Raw genomic sequence first — 19,161 nt, 5'->3', positions numbered from 1 at the left:
CGACGGGTCAGCTCTTCTTGCCGACCAGCACGCCGACCGCACGGCTGTCGGTGCCGGTGATCGCGAAGCTGATGCCGAGCTCGGCCGCCTGCGGGCCATAGGCCAGGCCCTGGAAGGTGCCGCCCGCGGTGCTGCCCGGGCCGAAGCTGCCGGTGAACTGGTTGTTGCCCGCCGCGATCGCGCCGGTGCCGGTGAAGGTGCCGTACGCCGCGCCGCCCTGGGTGAGGTTGAGCGTGACGGTGACGAGGCCGGTGGCATAGTTGATCGAGGTGGTCACCGTGCCGTCGAGCTTCGCGACGGTGCTCGCCCCGGCGGCGGGCGAGATCACCACGCGGCCGGCGACGCGCATCGTGTAGTTGACCGTGCCGGTGGTCGGCATGTCGCTCGGCACGGTCGGATAGCCGAAGGTGCCATAGGTCACGCGCTTGGCGCCGGCCGTGCTGTCGCCTCGCCACCAGGCGCCGTAGCTGACGCGCGTCAGCGTCCCGAGCAGCGGATCGGTGGTGACCTGGCTCGCGATCGTGTTGTTGAGCAGCTCGAGCTGGGTGAACTGGCCCGGCGTGGTCGGCGCGGTGCTCTCGCGGAACACATATTCGAGCGCCGCGGGCGTCGGGCCGGTGAGCATGTCCGGACCGGTGAAGCGCGATTCCTCGGTGTTCTCGCGCACCACTTCCTCGGTCGTCATGGTCGAGGTGAGCGCGCTCTGCAGCGCGAGGCGCACGCGGTTCGAGAAGCCGTCGGTGCCGGCGGTGCCGAGCGTGACCGGGCCGGCGGGATCGCCGGTGTAGCTCATCGCGGCGCTGACCGTGAACATCTCGACCGCCGCGGTGAGCGGGAAGCTCGAATAGCTGATCGGCGAAGGCGACGGGCTCGGCGTCGGAGTCGGCGACGGCGACGGGGTCGGCGAGGGATCGTTGCCGCCGCATCCGGCGACAGTCAGCGCCACGGCGGTGCTGGCGATCAGAATGGAACGGCGAATCATGCTTCGACTCCTGTTACTTGCCCATCTGCAAGGCGCTTTTTGCCTTTACCGCGGATGAACGGGCATGTGCCCGCAAGGGTTGCGTGCGTCCTCCGGTAGCGTGACGGAGACGGAAACGGAAGGCCGCAATTGGCCGCGGTTCGTCAGTTCCCCGTCGCCGCCATGATCTGCCGCAGTTCGTTGATGCGGCCGAGGCGTTCCGCCGGGCTGAGCTTGGCCATCGTGCCCGTGCCGAACTCGGCCGCGCTCTGGACGCAGGTCGCAAAGGTCGCCTGTCCCTGCGCGCGGTCGCCCTTGGCGAAGCCGTTCTCGATCTGGTCGTTCGCGGACCAGGCGAGATAGGCGTCGAGATTGGCCCGGGACAGCTCGGGCTTTGGCGGCTGCGCGGGAATCACCTGGTCGCCCAGCTTGTTCGCGATCATCGTGCGGTAATAGTCGAGGAACGGCGCCGCGCCGCCGGTGATCGAGCGCGGCACCGGGCTGTCGAGGAACTTCGCCTGCCAGGTGATCGCGGCATGGCAGCGCGTGTTGAGCGCGAGCGCGTCGTCCAGCAGCTTGGCCTTCTCGGCCGCCACCGCCTTGGCCCTGGCCTCCGCCGCGGCCTTTTCCCTCGCCGCTTGGTCGCCGCAGCCGGCCAGTGCGACGAGCGCCAGCGGCGCCAGGATTGCGATGCGATTCATGGACTTCCTTCCGATTTGATCGCGCGACTTTGCCGTCCGGAACGGGGGTGTCAACCTGACGCGGCTTGCGCCACCGGCGCGCGCGTGCTGTGCGGAGGGCATGACGATCCGTTCCCTGTTCGCCACGCGCTTCTCGCAGACCGCGCTCGACGACGACGCGCTGCTCGCCGAGCTCGGTGACGCCTGCCGCGACCTCGCCGCGCAGGATCGCGCCGGCCAGGCCTGGTCGAAGGCGCATGGCTATCGCGGCTACACCTCCTACGCCTCGCTCGACGACCTGCCCGCGCGCGATCCGCGCTTCGCCGATCTCATCCGCCACCTCAACCGCCACGCCGCGCGCTTCGCGAAGGAATGCGCGTTCGACCTGGCGCGCAAGCCCAGGCTCGACAGCCTGTGGGTCAACATCCTCAAGCCCGGCGGCACGCATTCGGGGCACATCCACCCGCACAGCATCATCTCGGGCACGCTCTATGTCGATATTCCGCCGGGCGCCGGCACGCTCAAGCTCGAGGATCCGCGCCTGCCGCTGATGATGGCCGCGCCCCCGCGCCGGCCCGACGCGTCCGAGGATCTCCAGACCTTCGTCTATGCCCAGCCCGCCCCGGGCACGATCTTCCTGTGGGAAAGCTGGCTGCGGCACGAAGTGGTGGCGGGCACCGCCAGGGCGGAGCGGGTGAGCATCAGCTTCAACTACCGATAAATCGCATCGGATCGCCGGATTTTCGGGAACCATTGCGCAAGTGATACGATTTACCTGCTTAGTCCTCAGGAGATTTGTCATGCGCAAGGGTTTGACCACATTGCTTGCGCTCTCGCTCGCCATCCCCGCCGTCTCCGCGCCCGTTCTGTCGGGCACGGCGCACGCGCAGAGCTGGGAAGAGCGCGAGCGCGAGCGCGACCGCGAATATAATGAGCGCCGGGGCGACTGGCGAGACCGCGACGGTTATCGCGACCGCGACGGCTATCGGGACCGGCGCCGCGGCGACTATCGCTGGTATGGCGACCGCAGCGACCGCCGCTGGGATCCGTACGACAACTACCGCAACGGCAATTATCGCGAGCGCCGCCTGAGCCGCGAGGACCGCATCTATCGCGGCCGCGACGGGCGCTATTATTGCCGCCGCAACGACGGCACCACCGGCCTGGTGGTCGGCGCGGCGCTGGGCGGCATCCTGGGCGGCGCGATCGGCAATGGCGACCTGCTCGGGGTGATCTTGGGCGGCGCCGGCGGTGCGGTGCTCGGCCGCGAGATCGATCGCGGCAACGTGCGCTGCCGCTGATCGAATCGTAGCGACGCGAATTGGCCCGCCGGTCCCGCCACCGGCGGGCCCTTATCGCCGCCCCGCCCTTCATCGTCACCCCAGCAAAAGCTGGGGTCTCATGCGGCAAGGGCGGGACAGGAACCGCCAGAAGCCCCCGGCTTTCGCCGGGGCGACGGATAACGGCTTTCCCGCCGCGTCAACTGCACGCTGGCCTTTTCCCGCGGTCCGCCCTATCTGCGCGCCTTTCCCGGACCACAGGACCTAGAGACAAATGGGCTTTCGCTGCGGCATCGTCGGCCTGCCGAATGTCGGCAAATCGACGCTCTTCAACGCGCTGACCGAGACCGCCGCGGCGCAGGCGGCGAACTATCCCTTCTGCACGATCGAGCCCAATGTCGGCAACGTCGCCGTGCCCGACGACCGGCTGCAGGCGCTGGCCAGGATCGCCGGCTCGGCCAAGATCATCGAGACCCAGCTCGGCTTCGTCGACATCGCGGGTCTGGTGCGCGGCGCGAGCAAGGGCGAGGGTCTCGGCAACCAGTTCCTCGGCAACATCCGCGAGGTGGACGCGATCGTCCATGTCCTGCGCTGCTTCGAGAATGACGACATCCAGCATGTCGACAACAAGGTCGATCCGATCGCCGACGCCGAGACGGTCGAGACCGAGTTGATGCTCTCGGACCTCGAAAGCCTCGAGAAGCGAGTCCCTAACCTCCAGAAGAAGGCCGCGCAGGGCGACAAGGAAGCCAAGATCGCCGCCTCGGTCCTCGGCCAGGCGCTCGACCTGCTGCGCGAAGGCAAGCCCGCGCGCCTCACCCAGCCCAAGGACGTCGAGGAGGAGCGCGTCCTCAAGCAGGCGCAGCTGATCACCGCCAAGCCGGTCCTCTACGTCTGCAACGTCAACGAGGAGGATGCCGCCAACGGCAACGCCTATTCCGCGCGCGTGTTCGAGAAGGCCAAGGCCGAGGGCGCCGAGGCGGTGGTCGTCTCCGCCGCGATCGAGGCCGAGATCGCGACCATGCCCGCCGACGAGCGCGGCGAGTTCCTGTCCGAGCTGGGGCTCGAGGAGACCGGCCTCGCCCGCGTGATCCGCGCCGGCTATTCGCTGCTCCACCTCCTCACCTTCTTCACCGTCGGCCCCAAGGAGGCGCGCGCCTGGACCACCCATGTCGGGGCCAAGGCGCCGCAGGCCGCGGGCGAGATCCACACCGATTTCGAGCGCGGCTTCATCCGCGCCGAGACGATCGCCTATGACGACTACATCAAGTTCAACGGCGAGGCCGGCGCGCGCGACAACGGCAAGCTGCGTTCGGAAGGCAAGGAATATGTCGTCCAGGACGGCGACGTGATGCTGTTCCGCTTCAACGTCTGAGTTAAGAACCCAGACAAGTCGTTGTTATCGCTGGGATCAATTCGCCTTTATCGTCATCCCTGCGAAGGCGGGGATCCATTATCGCTGAAAGCGGGTGAGTCCCACACCGGCCAGCCAGAATGGATTCCCGCCTTCGGCCTTTGGCCGAAGTTTATCCTGAGCGCCTGCCTTGCAGGCAGCCGAAGGGCGGGAATGACGGTGGTTCGACTTCAATCGGACAACCTCTAATCGTCAGCCCGGGCTTGACCCGGGCCACTGATGCGGCAGAGCGACATCGCTGCGCCTCTGCGGTCCTCTGCGGTCCTCTGCGGTCCTCTGCGCCCTCTGCGCGAATCCCCCTCTCGGCCGTCGCTCGCATCGGCCGCTTCCACCTTCCGGACATTCGTGCTGCAAACGCGGACACGCCCCCGGTGCGCAAACCCAACATCGTCCACGACATGTTCCGTACCCGCCTGTCGAATCCTCGCCTCGCACAGGGTTGGAAGCCTTCTACCCCGGCCCGATCCCCGGCCCCCGCACCGCAGAAAGCGGCGGGAATCCGGGATTTTCACGCCTTCACTTTCCTCCACAATCCAATTAGGTTATAATTCAGACATAAACATAACCATATCAGCAAAGTGGGATCGTGCAGCATGCACCGGAAACGCAACCTCGGCCAAAACCCCTACCCGAATGCCCAGCGGAAGGTCTTGGCGATCGCCAGCGTCGATCCGCGCACCAGTGGCGTCGCGGCCGGGCGCTTGAGGCCGTGCATCGCGCGGGCCCAGTCGGGCAGCAGGTCGACCGCGGCGGCGAAGATCGCGGTCTGCGCCGGCGCGACGATCAGGCTCGGCGCGGGATGCTCGAGCACGAAGCGCGCGACCTCGCGGGTGCGGGCATCGACCGCCAGCTGCGGGCGCATCGCCGCGATCAGCGCCTCGGCCTCGGCCTTGCTGCGCGGGATCGGATCGGCGCCGAGCGCCTCGGCCGTGCGCGCGGTCTCAGCGTAATAGATGTCCTCCTCTTCGCGCGTGATCGGCACGCCATAGCGCTGCCACGCGGCAAGAAAGCTATACATTTCAGTAACATGCACCCAGGCAAGTAGCTCGGGGTCATCCGCGCGATAGGGGGTGCCGTCGGGCAGCGTGCCGGCGACTCGCTCGTGCACCTCGCGCACCCGGGCGATCGTCGCCTCGGCGATGCCGCGCTCGGCATAGGTGGTCTCGGCGATGAAGCGCGCGGTGCGGCGCAGGCGGCCGAGCATGTCCTTGCGGAAGGCGCTGTGGTCCCACACCCCCGCCAGCACCGCCGGGTGCAGCATCTGCAGCAGCAGCGAGGCGACCCCGCCGACCATCATCGTGGTGACGTCGCCATGCACCCGCCAGGTCACGCAGCCGCGCGGGAACAGCGCGTCGCCGCTGCGCTGGACCGGCTTCTCGCCCTTCTCCTGGTCGTTGAAGGTGCGGCGCACCACGCCGATCAGGCGGGCGCGAAGTCCGGCGGAAAGATCGGGCGGCGGCATCGCGGGCAAGCTAGGGGCGGCGCCCGGCACGGGCAAGGTTGGCGGCGCGCCGCGCGCACGCTATGGGGGCGCGATGCTCGTCCGGCTGTTCCTGATGCTGGCGCTGGTCCTCAGCACCCTGCCCGCCCCCACGGCGGCCGCCCCGGCGTGCCACGACGAGCCGGCGGCGATGGCGGGCCACGCGATGCCGATGGACGATGTGCCCGCGCCCCAGCCCGACCAGCCGGTGAAGATGGGCAAGGCGCTGTGCGTCGGCTGCATCGCGCCCGCCACGCTCAAGCTGGTGCGAGTCGCGCCGCCGCGCCTCTATGTCGCGCGCCACGGCCTGCCCCCCCTGGCGGCTGGTTTCGCCAATGCGGCGCTGACGCCCGAGCCACCCCCTCCGCGCGCCTGATCGTCGCCGGGGCTCCCGCCCCGTTCGAACGATCGCATACGGAGACTAGAGATGAAGACGCAACTATCGCTTGCCGCCCTGCTGGCGGCGGCGCCGCTGCCCGTCGCGGCGGCCCAGCAGCACGACCATGGCCAGCACCAGATGCCGGCCCCTGCCCCGACGCCGACACCGACCCCTACGCCGACGCCGACCCCCGCGCCGCAGCACGACCACGGCCAACACCGGATGCCGGCGGCGACGCCCAGCCCGGCTCCGGCGCCCGCGCCGCACCCGCAGCACCAGCACGGCCCCGCGCAGACAGATGCCGCGCCCGCCCAGCCGAGTCCCAATGCCGCGACCGCATCGGGCACCGCGCTGCTGCCCGCTGCCGAGGGCGGTCAGCATGGCGGGCTCCATCTCATGGCGGGCGACTGGATGATCATGGGCCATGGCTATCTGTGGGGCGTGGTGACCGACCAGGGCGGGCCGCGCGGCGACGACATGGCGTTCGTCCAGTCGATGGGCATGGTCACCGCCGCCCGCGAGCTGGGCGAGGGCGCGCGGATCGAGCTCAAGACGATGTTCAGCCTCGAGCCGCTGATGGGTCGCCGCGGCTATCCCAACCTGTTCGCGACCGGCGAGACCGCGTTCGGCCAGGCGCTGGTCGACCGCCAGCACCCGCACGACCTGTTCATGGAGCTGGCCGCACGAGTCGAGGTGGACGTCGCCGACGGCGCCACCGCCTTCCTCTATGGCGGGCCGGTGGGCGAGCCGGCGATGGGACCGCCCGCCTTCATGCACCGCCGCTCGGCGCGCTACCAGCCGATGTCGCCGATCGCGCATCACTGGTTCGATTCGACTCACATCACCTATGGCGTGGCGACCGCCGGCGTACGCACCCGCGCCTTCCAGCTCGAAGGCTCGCTGTTCACCGGGCGCGAGCCCGACGAGGAACGCTGGGGGATCGATACGCCCAAGTTCGATTCGTGGAGCTTCCGCGCGACGCTCACCCCCTCGCCCAACTGGGCGATGCAGGTGAGCCATGGGCGGCTCGAGGAGCCCGAGGCGCTGCACGGCGGGGATGAGGCGCGGACCACCGCGAGCATCCACTATGCCCGTGGCGGCCTCTCCGCGGCGCTAGCCTTCTCGGCCAAGAACCGCATCCCCGGCGACACGCTCACCGCCTGGCTGGCCGAAGCGAACTGGGACATCGATGCCCGCCATTCCTTGTTCGGACGCGCCGAGGTGACCGAGAATAGCGAGCTGTTCCCCGATCACGCCCATCCGCTGCACGACCAGGTATTCCGCGTCGCGCGCTTCGAGGGCGGCTATGCCTATCGCATCCCGCTCGCGAAGTCGGTCAACCTCGCGCTCGGCGGGACGGTGGCGGCCTATGCCAAGCCCGACGCGCTGGATCCCTATTACGGCGGATCGCCGGTGAGCGTGACCGGCTTCGCCAAGCTCTCGCTCGGGAACTGACGTGGCGGAGGGGGCGGGCACGCTCCGTCCCCTCTTGCCAAAAACAAGTTTCAACGCGAAACTGATTGCATGAAATATTTCGAGGACCTGACGGTCGGCGACAAGGCCAGCTTCGGCTCCTACGCGGTGACGCGCGAGGAAGTGCTGGCGTTTGCGGAGAAATACGACCCGCAACCTTTCCACCTCTCCGACGAGGCGGCGGCCAAGACCCATTTCGGGCGGATGTCGGCAAGCGGCTGGCACACCTGCGCGATGACGATGGCGATGTTCGTCGAGCATATGAAGGCCAACCCTTCGGCCAGCCTCGGCGCGGGCGGGATCGACGAGCTGCGCTGGATCAAGCCGGTCTATCCCGGCGACACGCTGCGCTGCGAGAACGAGCTGCTCGAGAAGGAGCTGATGGAGAAGCGCCCCGAGATGGGCCGCACCCGTGCGCGGATGACCGTGTTCAACCAGCATGACGAGCCGGTGATGAGCTTCATCGCGCGCGGCCTGGTGGCGCGGCGGCCGGCCTAGGCCAGCCGCCGAACCGCCGGCTCAGTCGCGGCGGTCGCGCCGGTTCTCGCGTCGCAGTTCGCGGCGGTCCTGCCGGTATTCGCGGCGATATTCGCGACGGTCGTCCCGCCGTTCGGCGCGGAACTCGGGACGGGTCACCTGGCCGCTGCGATAGGCTTGGCGGTCGTTGCGCCGGTCCTGGCGATAGGCGCGATCGTCGACGCGGCGGTCCTGGCGGAACTCGCGCCAGTTCTCGCGCACCTCGCGGCGGTCCCCGCGCCAGTCGTGGCGGCGGCCCTCCCAATAGCGGCGCTGGCTGTCGCTCCAGCGATGTGGGCGACGATAGCGGTCATAGACATAGTAGCCGGAGCCCGGATAGTAATAGTCGCCGTACCAGCCCCAATAGGGGCTGCCGTAATAGCCGCCATAATAGCCGTCGTCATAATAGCCGCCGCCATAGCCGAGCGAGACGCCGGAATAGCCATAGCCATCGGTGCAGGCGGACAGGCCCAGCGCCGCCGCGCCGATCAACCCGGCGGTAAAGATACGCGGGATGTACATGTCACTCTCCACGGGCGCATCGCACGCCCTATCCTCTTGACAACGGGAGAGTTGACGCCCCGGTTCCTTAATGGCCTTTGAACGCTGTCAGAGCGGTTACATGAATGCCTTCGGCGCGCAGCGCGTCAGCGCCGCCGAGGTCGGGCAGGTCGACCACGAACGCCGCCTGCGTGACCTGCGCGCCGGCCTTGCGCAGCAGGCGGACCGCGGCGCGGGCGGTGCCGCCGGTGGCGATGAGGTCGTCGATCAGCAGCACGCGCGCGCCGGGCGCGAAGGCGTCGGCATGGATCGCAATGCGGTCGGTGCCATATTCAAGCGCATAGTCCTCCGCGACGGTGGCGCCGGGAAGCTTGCCGTCCTTGCGCACCAGCAGCACGCCCGCGCCGAGCGCGAGCGCCACGGGCGAGGCGAAGATGAAGCCCCGCGCCTCGATCCCGGCGACCAGGTCGACCGGGCCGTCGACGGCGTCGACGATCGCCTCGACCGCGCGGGCGAGCCCGGCGGGGTCGAGCAGCAAGGTGGTGATGTCGCGGAACATGATCCCCGGCTTGGGGAAGTCAGGGATGGTGCGGATCAGCGCGGCGAGATCGTCGGCAGGCATCGTCTTGTCCCTTCAAACGAACGGCCCGGGAATCGCTTCCCGGGCCGACGGAGAAACTGTCCGGACGAAGGACTCAGTCCTTCACGTTCCGCCAGATCTGCTTCTTGGCGCCGTAGGTCAGGAAGCAGAAGATCACGAGGAAGATGATCGACGCGAGACCGGCGGTCTTGCGCGCTTCCATCTTGGGCTCGGCGGTCCAGGTCAGGAACGCGGCGACGTCCTTCGCGTAATTGTCGACCTTCGCCGGGGTGCCGTCGGTATAGGTCACCTGCCCGTCCTTGAGCGGCGGGATCATCGCGAGGTTGAGCGTCGCGAAATAGGGGTTGAAGTGCAGGCCCTCCGGCGTCTTCGCCTCGGGGAACTCCTTGAGCAGTTCCTCGCCCTTCTCGTTCTTGTAGCCCGCCTGGTCGGTATAGCCGGTCAGCAGCGAGTAGATGTAGTTGCTGCCGTCGTGACGCGCCTTGGCCATCAGCGACAGGTCGGGCGGGATCGCGTTGTTGTTCGCGGCGCGCGCGGCGACGTCGTTGGCATAGGGCGACGGGAAGCGGTCCGACGGCAGGCCGTCGCGGGTCGCCGGCTCGCCCGTCTCCGGGTTGATCGACGGCACCTGGAAGCCCTTGGCGATCGTCTTCACCTGGCCTTCGTCATAGCCCAGCGCCTGAAGGTCGCGGAACGACACCAGCCGCAGCGAGTGGCAGGCGGCGCAGACTTCCTTGTAGACCTGCAGGCCGCGCTGGAGCTGGCGGTTGTCGTACTTGCCGAAGAAGCCGTTGAACGAGAAGTCCACCTTCTTGGGATGATGGTGGAACTCATGCTCCGCGGTGGCCGCGGGGGGCTCCTTGATCCAATTGTAGACCGTGTCCCAGATGCCGAGGAGAAGGGCGAAGACGAAGCCGACGCCGATGATAAATCCGCCGATGCGAACCATGTTGTCTCAAGCCCCTTTTATTCGGCAGCCAGCGCGGTCTGCGCGGGCGACGTCCCGCCCTTGCCCGCGAGCACCGCTTCGGTGATCGAGTTGGGCAGCGGACGCGGACGCTCCATCGCCGACACGATCGGCAGGATCACGAGGAAGTGCAGGAAGTAATAGGCGGTGGCGATCTGGCCGACCAGGATCACGCCCGGCGAGGGCGAGGCGCCGCCGATGTAGCCGAGCACCAGCACGTCGACCAGCAGCACGATCAGGAACCAGCGATAGGCCGGCCGGTAGTTGGCCGAGCGCACCGGCGAGGTATCCAGCCACGGCAGGAAGAACAGCAGCAGGATCGAGCCGAACATCGCCAGCACGCCCCACAGCTTCGCCGGGAAGATGAAGTCGATCGTGAACGACTTCAGGATCGCGTAGAAGGGCAGGAAGTACCACTCCGGCACGATGTGCGCCGGGGTCGAAAGCGGGTTGGCCGGAATGTAGTTGTCCGGGTGGCCGAGCAGGTTGGGCGCGAAGAAGATCAGCGCCGCGAACACGATCAGCGCCACGCCCACGCCCACGCCGTCCTTGGCGGTGTAGTAAGGGTGGAACGGCACCGTGTCCTGCTCGCTCTTCACCTCGACGCCGGTCGGATTCGACGAGCCCGGGATGTGCAGCGCCCAGATGTGGAGGATGACCACGCCGGCGATCACGAACGGCAGCAGGTAGTGGAGCGAGAAGAAGCGGTTGAGCGCGGCATTGTCCGGCGCGAAGCCGCCGAGCAGCCACACGCGGATCGTCTCGCCCACGCCCGGGATCGCCGAGAAGAAGCCGGTGATCACCTGCGCGCCCCAGAAGCTCATCTGCCCCCAGGGAAGGACATAGCCCATGAAGGCGGTGGCCATCATCAGCAGGAAGATGACCACGCCGAGCAGCCACACCATCTCGCGCGGCGCCTTGTACGATCCGTACCACAGGCCGCGGGCGATGTGGATGTAGACCACTAGCAGGAACATCGACGCGCCGTTGGCGTGCGCGTAGCGGATGAACCAGCCGGCGTTGACGTCGCGCATGATGTGCTCGACGCTGTCGAACGCGATCCCGGCATTCGCCGCATAGTGCATCGCGAGCACGATGCCGGTGACGATCTGGATCACCAGGAACATCCCGGCGAGCACGCCGAAGTTCCAGAAATAGTTGAGGTTGCGCGGCACCGGATAGCCGGCGCCGACCGCGTTGTAGACGAAGCGCGGAAGCGGGAGCCGGTCGTCCACCCACTTCATCAGCGGGTGCTTCGGTTCATACTGCTTTGCCCAGGGAAAGCTCATTGCCTGTTCGCCCCTCAGCCGACCCGGATCGCGGTGTCGGAAATGAATTCATACGGCGGCACCTCGAGATTCTTCGGTGCCGGGCCGGTGCGGATGCGGGCGGCGGTGTCGTACGCCGAGCCGTGGCACGGGCAGAAATAGCCGCCAAACGGCCCCTTGTTCTCGCCCTCGCCCGCGCCCAGCGGCACGCAGCCGAGATGGGTGCAGACGCCGAGCGTGATGAGCCAGTTCTCCTTGCCCGCCTTGGTGCGCTCGGCGAGCGTCTGCGGATCGCGCAGGTCGCTGACCGGCACTGCATTCGCCTCGGCGATTTCCTTCGGGGTCAGGTTGCGCACGAACAGCGGCTGCTTGCGGAAGCTGGCCTTGACCGACTGGCCGGGCTGGATCGCCGAGATGTCGAGCTCGGTGGTCGACAGCGCGAGCACGTCGGCCGACGGGCTCATCTGGTTGATCAGCGGCAGCGCGACGACGCCCGCGCCGACGCCCGCCCAGGCGACCGCGCCGATCGCGAGATAGTCGCGGCGGCGGGGATCGGCCGGCGCGTCATGCGCTCCGTCCGGGGTAACAGCTTCATCAAGCGTTGCCATGCATCAGCCCTTGCACTTCAAAAACCCAGGCGCGAGCGCGCCATACTTAGAAACCGGTGCGGCGAAGCGCGCGAACGCCACGCCAAATCCCCCGGTGCCCCCGGTGGTTGGGCGGCCTGATAGACGCCACATGCCGCATTTGCCAACCGCCTTTTTGTCTGGGGCAGCCCCCACTTGTGACCAGTGGCACCCCTGCCCTATCGGGATCGCCATGCGTGTGGCCCTGTTCCAGCCCGATATCGCCGGGAATGTCGGCGCGGTCCTGCGGATCGGCGCGTGCCTGGCGACGCCGGTCGACCTGATCGAGCCGATGGGATTCGCGTGGGACGACAAGCGCGTGGCGCGGGCCGGCATGGACTATATCGATCACGTCGCGATCTCCCGGCACCGCGACTGGGACGCCTTTGCCGCGCAGGCGGCGGGCCGACTCGTGCTGCTGACCACCATGGCCGCGACCCCGCTGCACGACTTCGCCTTCGCCGCCGGCGACGTGCTGCTGTTCGGCAGCGAGAGCGCGGGGGCGCCCGAGCATGTCCATGCCCGCGCCGATGCGCGCGTGGTCATCCCGATGGCGCCCGGGCTGCGCTCGCTCAACCTGTCGGTCTCGGTGGGGATCGTGCTCGCCGAAGCGCTGCGGCAAACCGGCGGCTGGCCTTCCGTGGCTTCGATCGGCTAGGGGCCGCGCATGCTGACCCTCGACGATCAACAAGCCGCCGCCCGCGCCTGGTTCGAACAGTTGCGCGACCTGATCTGCGCCGAGTTCGAGGGAATCGAGCGCGAGGCGGGATCGGACGCCGCGTTCGACTACATGACGTGGGATCGCGCCGACCCGAGCGGCGAACCCGGCGGCGGCGGCGTGCGCGGGGTGATGAAGGGCAAGGTGTTCGAGAAGGTCGGGGTCAACGTCTCGACCGTCGGCGGCATCTTCGAGGGCGATTTCGCCAAGTCGATCCACGGCGCGGGCGAGGATCCGCGCTTCTTCGCCACCGGCATCAGCCTGGTCGCGCACATGGCCAATCCGCATGTCCCTGCGGTACACATGAACACGCGCTTCCTGTGCACGACCAAGCGCTGGTTCGGCGGCGGGGCGGACTTGAACCCGCCGATTCCGTACGAGGACGACACCGCCGATTTCCACGCGGCGATGCAGGCGGCGTGCGACCGGCACGATCCCGAGCACTATCCGCGCTTCAAGGCGTGGGCCGACGACTATTTCTACATTCCGCACCGCAAGGTGCATCGCGGGGTGGGCGGCATCTTCTACGATCATCTCGACAGCGAGGACACGGCCTGGGACGCGAACTTCGCGTTCACCCAGGATGTCGGGCGAGCGTTCCTCGCCATCTTCCCGGCGATCGTGCGGCGGCGGATGGCCATGCCGTTCACCGAGGCGGACAAGGCACGCCAGCTCGAATGGCGCGGGCGCTATGCCGAGTTCAACCTGGTCTATGACCGCGGGACTTTGTTCGGGCTCAAGACCGGGGGCAATATCGACGCGATCCTGATGAGCCTGCCGCCGGTCGCCACGTGGAGTTGATTGGGTGGGCCTGATCCCGGTCAAGCCGGGCGAGGTGGCGACGGTCGTCACCAGCCTCGAGATGCTGGAGCGCCCTCGCCCCCGGCCGCTGCCCGAATCGCCGCTGCGGCTGGTGAAGTGGGAGAAGCCGGCGCCGGACAAGTACCGTGCCCTCTTCCGGCGCATCGGCGAGCCGTGGCTGTGGTTCTCGCGCCTGATCATGGAAGAGGCGCGGCTGACCGCGATCATCCACGATCCCGGCATCGAGATCTTCGCCGTCGCCGACCCCCGCGGGATCGAGATCGGGTTGCTCGAGCTCGATTTCCGCGAGAAGGCGACGTGCGAACTATCCTTCTTCGGACTGGTGCCCGAGCTCGCCGGCCAGGGCCATGGCCGCTGGCTGATGGCGCAAGCCCTCGCACGGGCCTGGCGGAAGGAGGTGATGCGGGTGTGGGTGCACACCTGCACGCTGGATCACCCGTCGGCGCTGGGCTTCTACCGCGCGAGCGGCTTCGTCGCGTTCAGCCGCACGGTCGAGACCTTCCCCGACCCGCGCCTGTCGGGCCATCTGCCGCGCGAGGCGGCGCCTCACATCCCGTTGCTGGATCCCGCCAGCCGGCGATAGGCGGCGACGCGCACCAGGGTGAAGGCGGCGTAGGCGGCGGTGGCCGCAGCCGCGACCGGCACAAGGAACACCGCCTGCGCCCATTGCGCGCCGTCGGCGGCCGCGATCAGCATCTGCGCCACGATCAGCAGCGCGAGCGCACCGGCGCCGATCACCATCGCCACCCCGAAGCCGAGCAGCGCGAGGCGCCAGCCGTTGCCGGCGCTCAGCCGAAAGCCGCGCTCGATCCCACCCAACAGCCCGCGCCCCGGCTCGGCGGCATAGGCGGCGCCCATCATCCAGGTGCGGCCGAAGATGTAGATGCCGGGGACGACGAACAGCGTGAAGCCGAGCTGCATCACCGCGCCATTGGCGAAGCCGAGCAGGACGAAGGGCAGCAGGCGCACCGCCGCCGACTGGAGCAGGTCGCGCACCGTGCGGCCGCCCTGGAGGAACAGCTTGAGCAGCGCCAGCGTGCCGAATTCGAGCGCGACCGAGATCAGCAGCAGCCAGACGAGATTGTCGCGATAGAAGTTGCTGACCGCCTCGCGCACCTGCTCGGGCGTCGCCTGGTCGGGCAGCGCCATCCCGCTCGCCAGCATCGCCAGCGCGAGGATCGGCAGCAGGTAGAACACCCCCGCGATGCGGACGACGAGATCGCGCTCGGAGCGCCACAGGGCCGCAGCATCGGCGAGCGTGCTGCCAAGGGAAAGCCTCATTGCGCCGCGGCAGCCTCTTTGCGGTCGCGCAGCGCGAGGAACAGCTTGGCGGTGAAGGCGGTGCCGAGCACGGTGAACGCGGTCGACACCGCGCCGCCGATGATCACGGTGAGCACCGTGGCGAGCGACAGGCCGTCCTCGCCGCGGCCGGCGACCAGCGCGAAGATCGCCCCGAACGCCGTGGTCGCGGCGAGGCTGGCCACCGTGGCCACCACCGCATAGAGGATCAGCACGCCGACGATCTTGAGCGTGCTGCCGTCCGTCAGCCGCCAGCTGCGCGCGATCGACCCGAGCGCCAGCCGCTCGCCGACCAGCGCGGGCAGCACCACCGCAAGCCGGGCGGCGAGCCACAGCATCACCGGCAGCAGCAGCAGGACGTAGAGCACCACCCACAAAGCCGCGGCGGGCGGCACCTCGGGCATCGCGCCGGGCGTGGCCGCGCCGAAATCAACGCCGTTCAAGGCCAGGATCACCCCGACCGGGATCGCCAGCAGCAGCGCCGCGAGCAGCAGCACGATCATCACCAGCAGCCCGGCGGGCAGGCGGCGTGTGGCGACGGGCACCGCGCCGCGGCCCAGCGAAGGATCGAGCGCCAGCGCGGTGATCGCGAGCTGGCCCCAGAAGGTGACGATCCCGAGCAGCAGCGATGCGAACCCCAGCCCCGCCGCCAGCCCGGGCGCGGCACCGCGGTTCAGCTCGCTCAGGCTGCCGCTGATCGCCGCCGGAACGAAGATCGCGGTCAGCGCGACCGGCAGGATCGTGCCCAGATTGTCGCTCAGAAATTCCGCCGTCCGATCCCAGACGGTACCCATGCTGATCATGTTTCACCCCTTATTGCGAACCGTTAGCCGATCGCGAACAGGCGCGCCACTGGTTGCGAACTGGCGCGGGCCGCGCCATTTGCGCGCGATGGAGACGAAAAGCGGCATCGAATGGCGCGTGGCGGCGGGGCGTGTCCCCTACCCCGAGGCACTGGCGGCGATGGAAGCGCGCGTCGCCGCGATTCAGTCGGGCGAGGCGGACGAGCTGGTCTGGCTGCTCGAGCACCCTCCGGTCTACACAGCCGGCACCAGCGCCGACCCCGCCGAGCTGATCGATCCGCGCTTCCCGGTGTTCGCGACCGGGCGCGGCGGACGCTACACCTATCACGGGCCGGGGCAGCGCATCGGCTATGCGATGCTCGACCTCAGCCGCCGCAACAAGGACGTGCGCTGCTACGTCCATGCGCTCGAAGGCTGGGTTATCGCGGCATTGGCCGAGCTCGGCATCAACGCGTTCCGCGCCGAGGGGCGCATCGGCATCTGGACCCGGGACAGCGGCAGCGAGGCCAAGATCGGTGCGATCGGCGTGCGCGTGCGGCGCTGGGTGACGATGCATGGCTTTGCCGTCAATCTCGACCCGAATCTAAATGATTTCAACGGGATCGTGCCATGCGGCCTGCCCGAATTCCCGGTCACCAGCGCCGCCGCGCTGGGAAAAGACATTTCCCCCGCAACCTTTGACGCTGCGCTCGCGTTAGCGCTCCCGGCCTTTCTCGACTCGCTCGGCGGCGCATGCCCGTCCAGAACCAGGGTTGAGGGGATGGCACGAAGCGACTAATGTCCACGCCGGTTCGGGGAATAACGGCCAGCGGGTCGGCCCCACCATATCTAGGGAGCCTCATACATGCGTGCACTTTTCACCAAGGCCGTTGCCGGTTCGATGATCGCCAGCGCCGCGCTGCTGGTTTCGGCCTGCGGCGAGAAGACCGAGACCACTGCCGACAACACCGCGGTCATGGACGTCAACGCGACCGACCCGGTGCTCGACGGCACCACCAGCGACAACATGACCATGGTCGACGGCGCCACCGGCAACGACATGGGCATGGCCAACGACACCATGTCGATGGGCAACGACACCATGGGCAACGGCAACTAATCTCGCCTTCGGCGAATTGCACTTTGTCGAGGGCCGCCCGGCAACCGGGCGGCCCTTTCGATTCCGACCCCGGGATCCTGCGGCTCCTTGCGGGGGCGCAACGAAGCCGGGACCAAAAAGCACTTGGGAGCACGGTAAAAAATCCGTAACCCGGGCGCACGGTAGTCGTGTTCAAGAGGGTTGAGGATGCTCGTTTCGCGTTTGGTTTGCATGGGCGGCACGGCAGCCGCGCTGTGCATTGCGGCGCCGGCATCGGCGCAATTCTACTTCAAGGGGCCGGACATCTCGGGCCCGCGCATCACCGGCGAGGAGCCGGGCATCCTGGCGCAGGCGCTGCCCGGCGCCACGCAGCCCGAGCTGCGCGCGGCCATGGTGTGGAATCTGCGCGCCGCGCTCAACGTCGCCGCGCTGCAATGCCAGTTCGCCCCGACGCTGCTGACGCTGCCCAACTACAACACCATCCTCAAGGACCATGCCGCCGAGCTCAACAGCTCCTATGCGACGCTGACCAAATATTTCATGCGCTCCAACAAGACCGCCAAGGCGGGCCAGATGGCGCTCGATCAATACGGCACCAAGGTCTATTCGAGCTTCTCGGCGGTGCATGCGCAGCTCACCTTCTGCGCCGCGGCCGACGATGTCTCGAACCAGGCGGTGTTCACGCCGCGCGGTCAGTTCGGCGAACTCGCGGCGCTGCGGCTGCGCGAGATCCGCAACAGCCTGATCCGCTGGGGCGAGCAGCAATTCCCGAGCATGTATTATGCCCATGTCCCCGGCCTGGCGGTGATGCCGATCTTCGGCAACGAGAAATGCTGGCGCAAGGACGTCTATTCGCCGCAGCGGTGCCTGCCCAAGCGCTAGAACGGACCGGCATTCAATAATTCCTCCCTCACTGAGGGAGGAATTTCGTTATCGGCTCGGGCCGAGTGAATCCGGCCTACCGCAACCCCAGCGTCTTGTGCGTCTGAAGCGTCAGGCGCCATTTCGGACGCGCGAGCACGAAATCCACCGCCGCCTGCACGTTCGCCGCGGCATCGGCATCGTCCATCGGCTGGACCAGGAAATGGGCGAAGTCCCAGGTCTCGAGCACCGCGACGTCGGTGCCGGCCTGCGGCCAGACCAGCTTGAGCTCGTCGCCCGAGCGCTGCACGACCTCGCTCCCCGCCTTGGGGCTGATGCACACCCAGTCGATGCCCGGATGGACGGGCAGGGTGCCGTTGCTCTCGATCGCGATGCGGAAGCAGCGGACGTGGAGCGCATCGACCAGCGCGTCGTCGACCTGGAGCATCGGCTCGCCCCCGGTGAGCACCACGAAGCGGCGCTCGCGGCCCTCGCCCCAGAACCCTTCGACCGCCGCGGCGAGCGCGTCCGCATCGGCAAACTTGCCGCCCCCCAGTCCGTCGGTGCCGACGAAATCGGTGTCGCAGAACTTGCACACCGCCGCCGCGCGGTCCTGCTCGCGTCCCGACCAGAGATTGCACCCGGCGAAGCGCACGAACACCGCGCGCGCGCCGGCATTCACCCCCTCGCCCTGGAGGGTGAGGAACATCTCCTTGACCGCATAGGTCATGGCTGGTGCGCGTAGCGGGTCGGGTCCGGAACGCCCGCTTCCTCGAAGCCCTTGGACCGCAGCCGGCAGCTGTCGCACAGCCCGCAATGCAGCCCGCCCGGCGCCGGATCGTAGCACGACCAGCTGAGCCCGAGATCGAGCCCGAGCCGCACGCCCTCGCGGACGATGTCGGCCTTGGTCATATGCTGGAGCGGCGCATGGACTTGAAACGGCTCGCCCTCGACGCCCGCCTTGGTCGCGAGCTCGGCGAGCTTCTCGAACCCGGCGATGAACTCGGGCCGGCAATCGGGATAGCCCGAATAGTCGAGCGCATTGACCCCGATATAGAGGTCGCGCGCGCCCGCCGCCTCGGCCCAGCCGAGCGCGAGGCTCAGGAAGATCGTGTTGCGCGCGGGGACGTAGGTGACCGGGATGTCCTCCCCCACCCCGGTCTTGGGCACGTCGATGTCGGCGGTGAGCGCCGAGCCGCCGAACTGCGACAGGTCGAGCGGCAGCACGACATGACGCTCGGCGACGAGCGATGCGGCGATGCGCCGCGCGGCGGCGAGCTCGACGTGATGACGCTGGTTATAGTCGACCGAGAGCGCGAGCAGGCGATACCCGTCGGCGCGTGCGTGCGCGGCGGACACGAACGAGTCGAGGCCACCCGAAACCAGGGCGACCGCGATCGGCCTGCCGTTCGTCACATTGTCGGTCATCGGTTT

Annotated in this window: 24 protein-coding genes; 12 read left to right on the top strand and 12 right to left on the bottom strand. The window is 68.2% G+C overall.

All coding sequences use genetic code 11. From position 1 onward, the window contains the following. Positions 1-7 precede the first annotated feature (7 nt). Complete coding sequence (locus ACO227_RS10215; RefSeq protein WP_423601739.1) at positions 8-982, bottom strand: transferrin-binding protein-like solute binding protein; 975 nt, start codon at positions 980-982, stop codon at positions 8-10. A gap of 143 nt (positions 983-1,125) precedes the next feature. Further along, entirely contained in the window at positions 1,126-1,662 is a 537-nt protein-coding gene (locus ACO227_RS10210) for a hypothetical protein (protein ID WP_423601738.1), read from the bottom strand. A gap of 100 nt (positions 1,663-1,762) precedes the next feature. Here ACO227_RS10210 and ACO227_RS10205 point away from each other — a divergent pair, with 100 nt between their 5' ends. The 3 genes from ACO227_RS10205 to ychF all read left to right on the top strand — a co-directional run bounded on the left by ACO227_RS10205 (position 1,763) and on the right by ychF (position 4,296). Next, the gene (locus ACO227_RS10205; protein WP_423601737.1) at positions 1,763-2,362 is read left to right on the top strand and encodes a TIGR02466 family protein; all 600 of its coding nucleotides are present in this window, start codon (positions 1,763-1,765) and stop codon (positions 2,360-2,362) included. A 79-nt stretch (positions 2,363-2,441) separates the two neighbouring features. After that, positions 2,442-2,942, top strand: a complete 501-nt coding sequence (locus tag ACO227_RS10200) for a glycine zipper 2TM domain-containing protein (RefSeq protein ID WP_423601736.1) — start codon at positions 2,442-2,444, stop codon at positions 2,940-2,942. Positions 2,943-3,195: 253 nt separating this feature from the next. Next, complete coding sequence (gene ychF, locus ACO227_RS10195; RefSeq protein WP_423601735.1) at positions 3,196-4,296, top strand: redox-regulated ATPase YchF; 1,101 nt, start codon at positions 3,196-3,198, stop codon at positions 4,294-4,296. 664 nt (positions 4,297-4,960) lie between these two features. Here the strand turns inward: ychF and ACO227_RS10190 are convergent. Continuing rightward, the gene (locus tag ACO227_RS10190) at positions 4,961-5,797 is read right to left on the bottom strand and encodes an oxygenase MpaB family protein (RefSeq protein ID WP_423601734.1); all 837 of its coding nucleotides are present in this window, start codon (positions 5,795-5,797) and stop codon (positions 4,961-4,963) included. Positions 5,798-5,870: 73 nt separating this feature from the next. Between ACO227_RS10190 and ACO227_RS10185 the strand changes: the two genes are divergently transcribed. From ACO227_RS10185 to ACO227_RS10175, 3 genes are all read left to right on the top strand, one after another. Then, positions 5,871-6,191: a hypothetical protein gene (locus tag ACO227_RS10185; protein ID WP_423601733.1), complete on the top strand. Its 321-nt coding sequence runs from the start codon at positions 5,871-5,873 to the stop codon at positions 6,189-6,191. Between the two features lie 51 nt (positions 6,192-6,242). Beyond that, a complete protein-coding gene (locus tag ACO227_RS10180; protein ID WP_423601732.1) occupies positions 6,243-7,649 on the top strand; it encodes a hypothetical protein in 1,407 nt (468 codons plus the stop codon). Between the two features lie 69 nt (positions 7,650-7,718). Further along, positions 7,719-8,165, top strand: coding sequence for a MaoC family dehydratase (locus ACO227_RS10175; protein WP_423601731.1), 447 nt, complete (start codon positions 7,719-7,721; stop codon positions 8,163-8,165). Positions 8,166-8,186: 21 nt separating this feature from the next. Here the strand turns inward: ACO227_RS10175 and ACO227_RS10170 are convergent, their stop codons facing one another. From ACO227_RS10170 to petA, 5 genes are all read right to left on the bottom strand, one after another. After that, a complete protein-coding gene (locus ACO227_RS10170; protein WP_423601730.1) occupies positions 8,187-8,705 on the bottom strand; it encodes a hypothetical protein in 519 nt (172 codons plus the stop codon). Positions 8,706-8,772: 67 nt separating this feature from the next. Further along, positions 8,773-9,306 carry an adenine phosphoribosyltransferase gene (locus tag ACO227_RS10165; RefSeq protein WP_423601729.1) on the bottom strand — a complete coding sequence of 178 codons (534 nt, stop codon included), beginning with the start codon at positions 9,304-9,306 and terminating at the stop codon, positions 8,773-8,775. A 73-nt stretch (positions 9,307-9,379) separates the two neighbouring features. Then, a complete protein-coding gene (locus ACO227_RS10160) occupies positions 9,380-10,234 on the bottom strand; it encodes a cytochrome c1 (RefSeq protein ID WP_423601728.1) in 855 nt (284 codons plus the stop codon). 17 nt (positions 10,235-10,251) lie between these two features. Continuing rightward, positions 10,252-11,541 carry a cytochrome b gene (locus tag ACO227_RS10155; RefSeq protein ID WP_423601727.1) on the bottom strand — a complete coding sequence of 430 codons (1,290 nt, stop codon included), beginning with the start codon at positions 11,539-11,541 and terminating at the stop codon, positions 10,252-10,254. A 14-nt stretch (positions 11,542-11,555) separates the two neighbouring features. Then, positions 11,556-12,128 (bottom strand): ubiquinol-cytochrome c reductase iron-sulfur subunit, encoded by a 573-nt coding sequence (gene petA / locus ACO227_RS10150; protein ID WP_423601726.1) that lies wholly within the window; start codon positions 12,126-12,128, stop codon positions 11,556-11,558. A 211-nt stretch (positions 12,129-12,339) separates the two neighbouring features. On the opposite strand from petA, the gene ACO227_RS10145 reads away from it, so the two are divergent. The 3 genes from ACO227_RS10145 to ACO227_RS10135 are packed head-to-tail and all read left to right on the top strand — an operon-like array spanning position 12,340 to position 14,269. After that, positions 12,340-12,804, top strand: a complete 465-nt coding sequence (locus tag ACO227_RS10145; protein ID WP_423601725.1) for a tRNA (cytidine(34)-2'-O)-methyltransferase — start codon at positions 12,340-12,342, stop codon at positions 12,802-12,804. A gap of 9 nt (positions 12,805-12,813) precedes the next feature. After that, complete coding sequence (hemF, locus tag ACO227_RS10140; RefSeq protein WP_423601724.1) at positions 12,814-13,665, top strand: oxygen-dependent coproporphyrinogen oxidase; 852 nt, start codon at positions 12,814-12,816, stop codon at positions 13,663-13,665. A gap of 4 nt (positions 13,666-13,669) precedes the next feature. Next, positions 13,670-14,269 (top strand): GNAT family N-acetyltransferase, encoded by a 600-nt coding sequence (locus ACO227_RS10135; RefSeq protein WP_423601723.1) that lies wholly within the window; start codon positions 13,670-13,672, stop codon positions 14,267-14,269. Here ACO227_RS10135 and ACO227_RS10130 read toward each other — a convergent pair. Next, the gene (locus tag ACO227_RS10130) at positions 14,233-14,967 is read right to left on the bottom strand and encodes a hypothetical protein (protein ID WP_423601722.1); all 735 of its coding nucleotides are present in this window, start codon (positions 14,965-14,967) and stop codon (positions 14,233-14,235) included. The genes ACO227_RS10135 and ACO227_RS10130 overlap by 37 nt on opposite strands. Further along, positions 14,964-15,788 carry a hypothetical protein gene (locus tag ACO227_RS10125; RefSeq protein WP_423601721.1) on the bottom strand — a complete coding sequence of 275 codons (825 nt, stop codon included), beginning with the start codon at positions 15,786-15,788 and terminating at the stop codon, positions 14,964-14,966. The genes ACO227_RS10130 and ACO227_RS10125 overlap by 4 nt, the downstream gene beginning before the upstream one ends. An 88-nt stretch (positions 15,789-15,876) precedes the next feature. Here ACO227_RS10125 and lipB point away from each other — a divergent pair, with 88 nt between their 5' ends. From lipB to ACO227_RS10110, 3 genes are all read left to right on the top strand, one after another. Further along, positions 15,877-16,566: a lipoyl(octanoyl) transferase LipB gene (gene lipB, locus ACO227_RS10120; RefSeq protein WP_423601720.1), complete on the top strand. Its 690-nt coding sequence runs from the start codon at positions 15,877-15,879 to the stop codon at positions 16,564-16,566. Positions 16,567-16,632: 66 nt separating this feature from the next. Then, the gene (locus ACO227_RS10115) at positions 16,633-16,887 is read left to right on the top strand and encodes a hypothetical protein (RefSeq protein ID WP_423601719.1); all 255 of its coding nucleotides are present in this window, start codon (positions 16,633-16,635) and stop codon (positions 16,885-16,887) included. Between the two features lie 210 nt (positions 16,888-17,097). Next, positions 17,098-17,748, top strand: coding sequence for a hypothetical protein (locus ACO227_RS10110; protein ID WP_423601718.1), 651 nt, complete (start codon positions 17,098-17,100; stop codon positions 17,746-17,748). 76 nt (positions 17,749-17,824) lie between these two features. On the opposite strand, the gene queE is transcribed toward ACO227_RS10110, so the two are convergent. After that, on the bottom strand, positions 17,825-18,457 hold the full coding sequence (gene queE, locus ACO227_RS10105; protein ID WP_423601717.1) for a 7-carboxy-7-deazaguanine synthase: 633 nt from the start codon (positions 18,455-18,457) through the stop codon (positions 17,825-17,827). Continuing rightward, complete coding sequence (queC, locus tag ACO227_RS10100) at positions 18,454-19,155, bottom strand: 7-cyano-7-deazaguanine synthase QueC (protein ID WP_423601716.1); 702 nt, start codon at positions 19,153-19,155, stop codon at positions 18,454-18,456. The genes queE and queC overlap by 4 nt, the downstream gene beginning before the upstream one ends. Positions 19,156-19,161: the final 6 nt, after the last annotated feature.

The organism is Sphingomonas sp. MS122, from assembly GCF_049532975.1.
In the GTDB taxonomy this organism is placed as follows: Bacteria; Pseudomonadota; Alphaproteobacteria; order Sphingomonadales; family Sphingomonadaceae; genus Sphingomonas.
The sequence above is the reverse complement of the archived record's forward strand: the minus strand, read 5'-3'. Positions and strand labels throughout refer to the sequence as shown.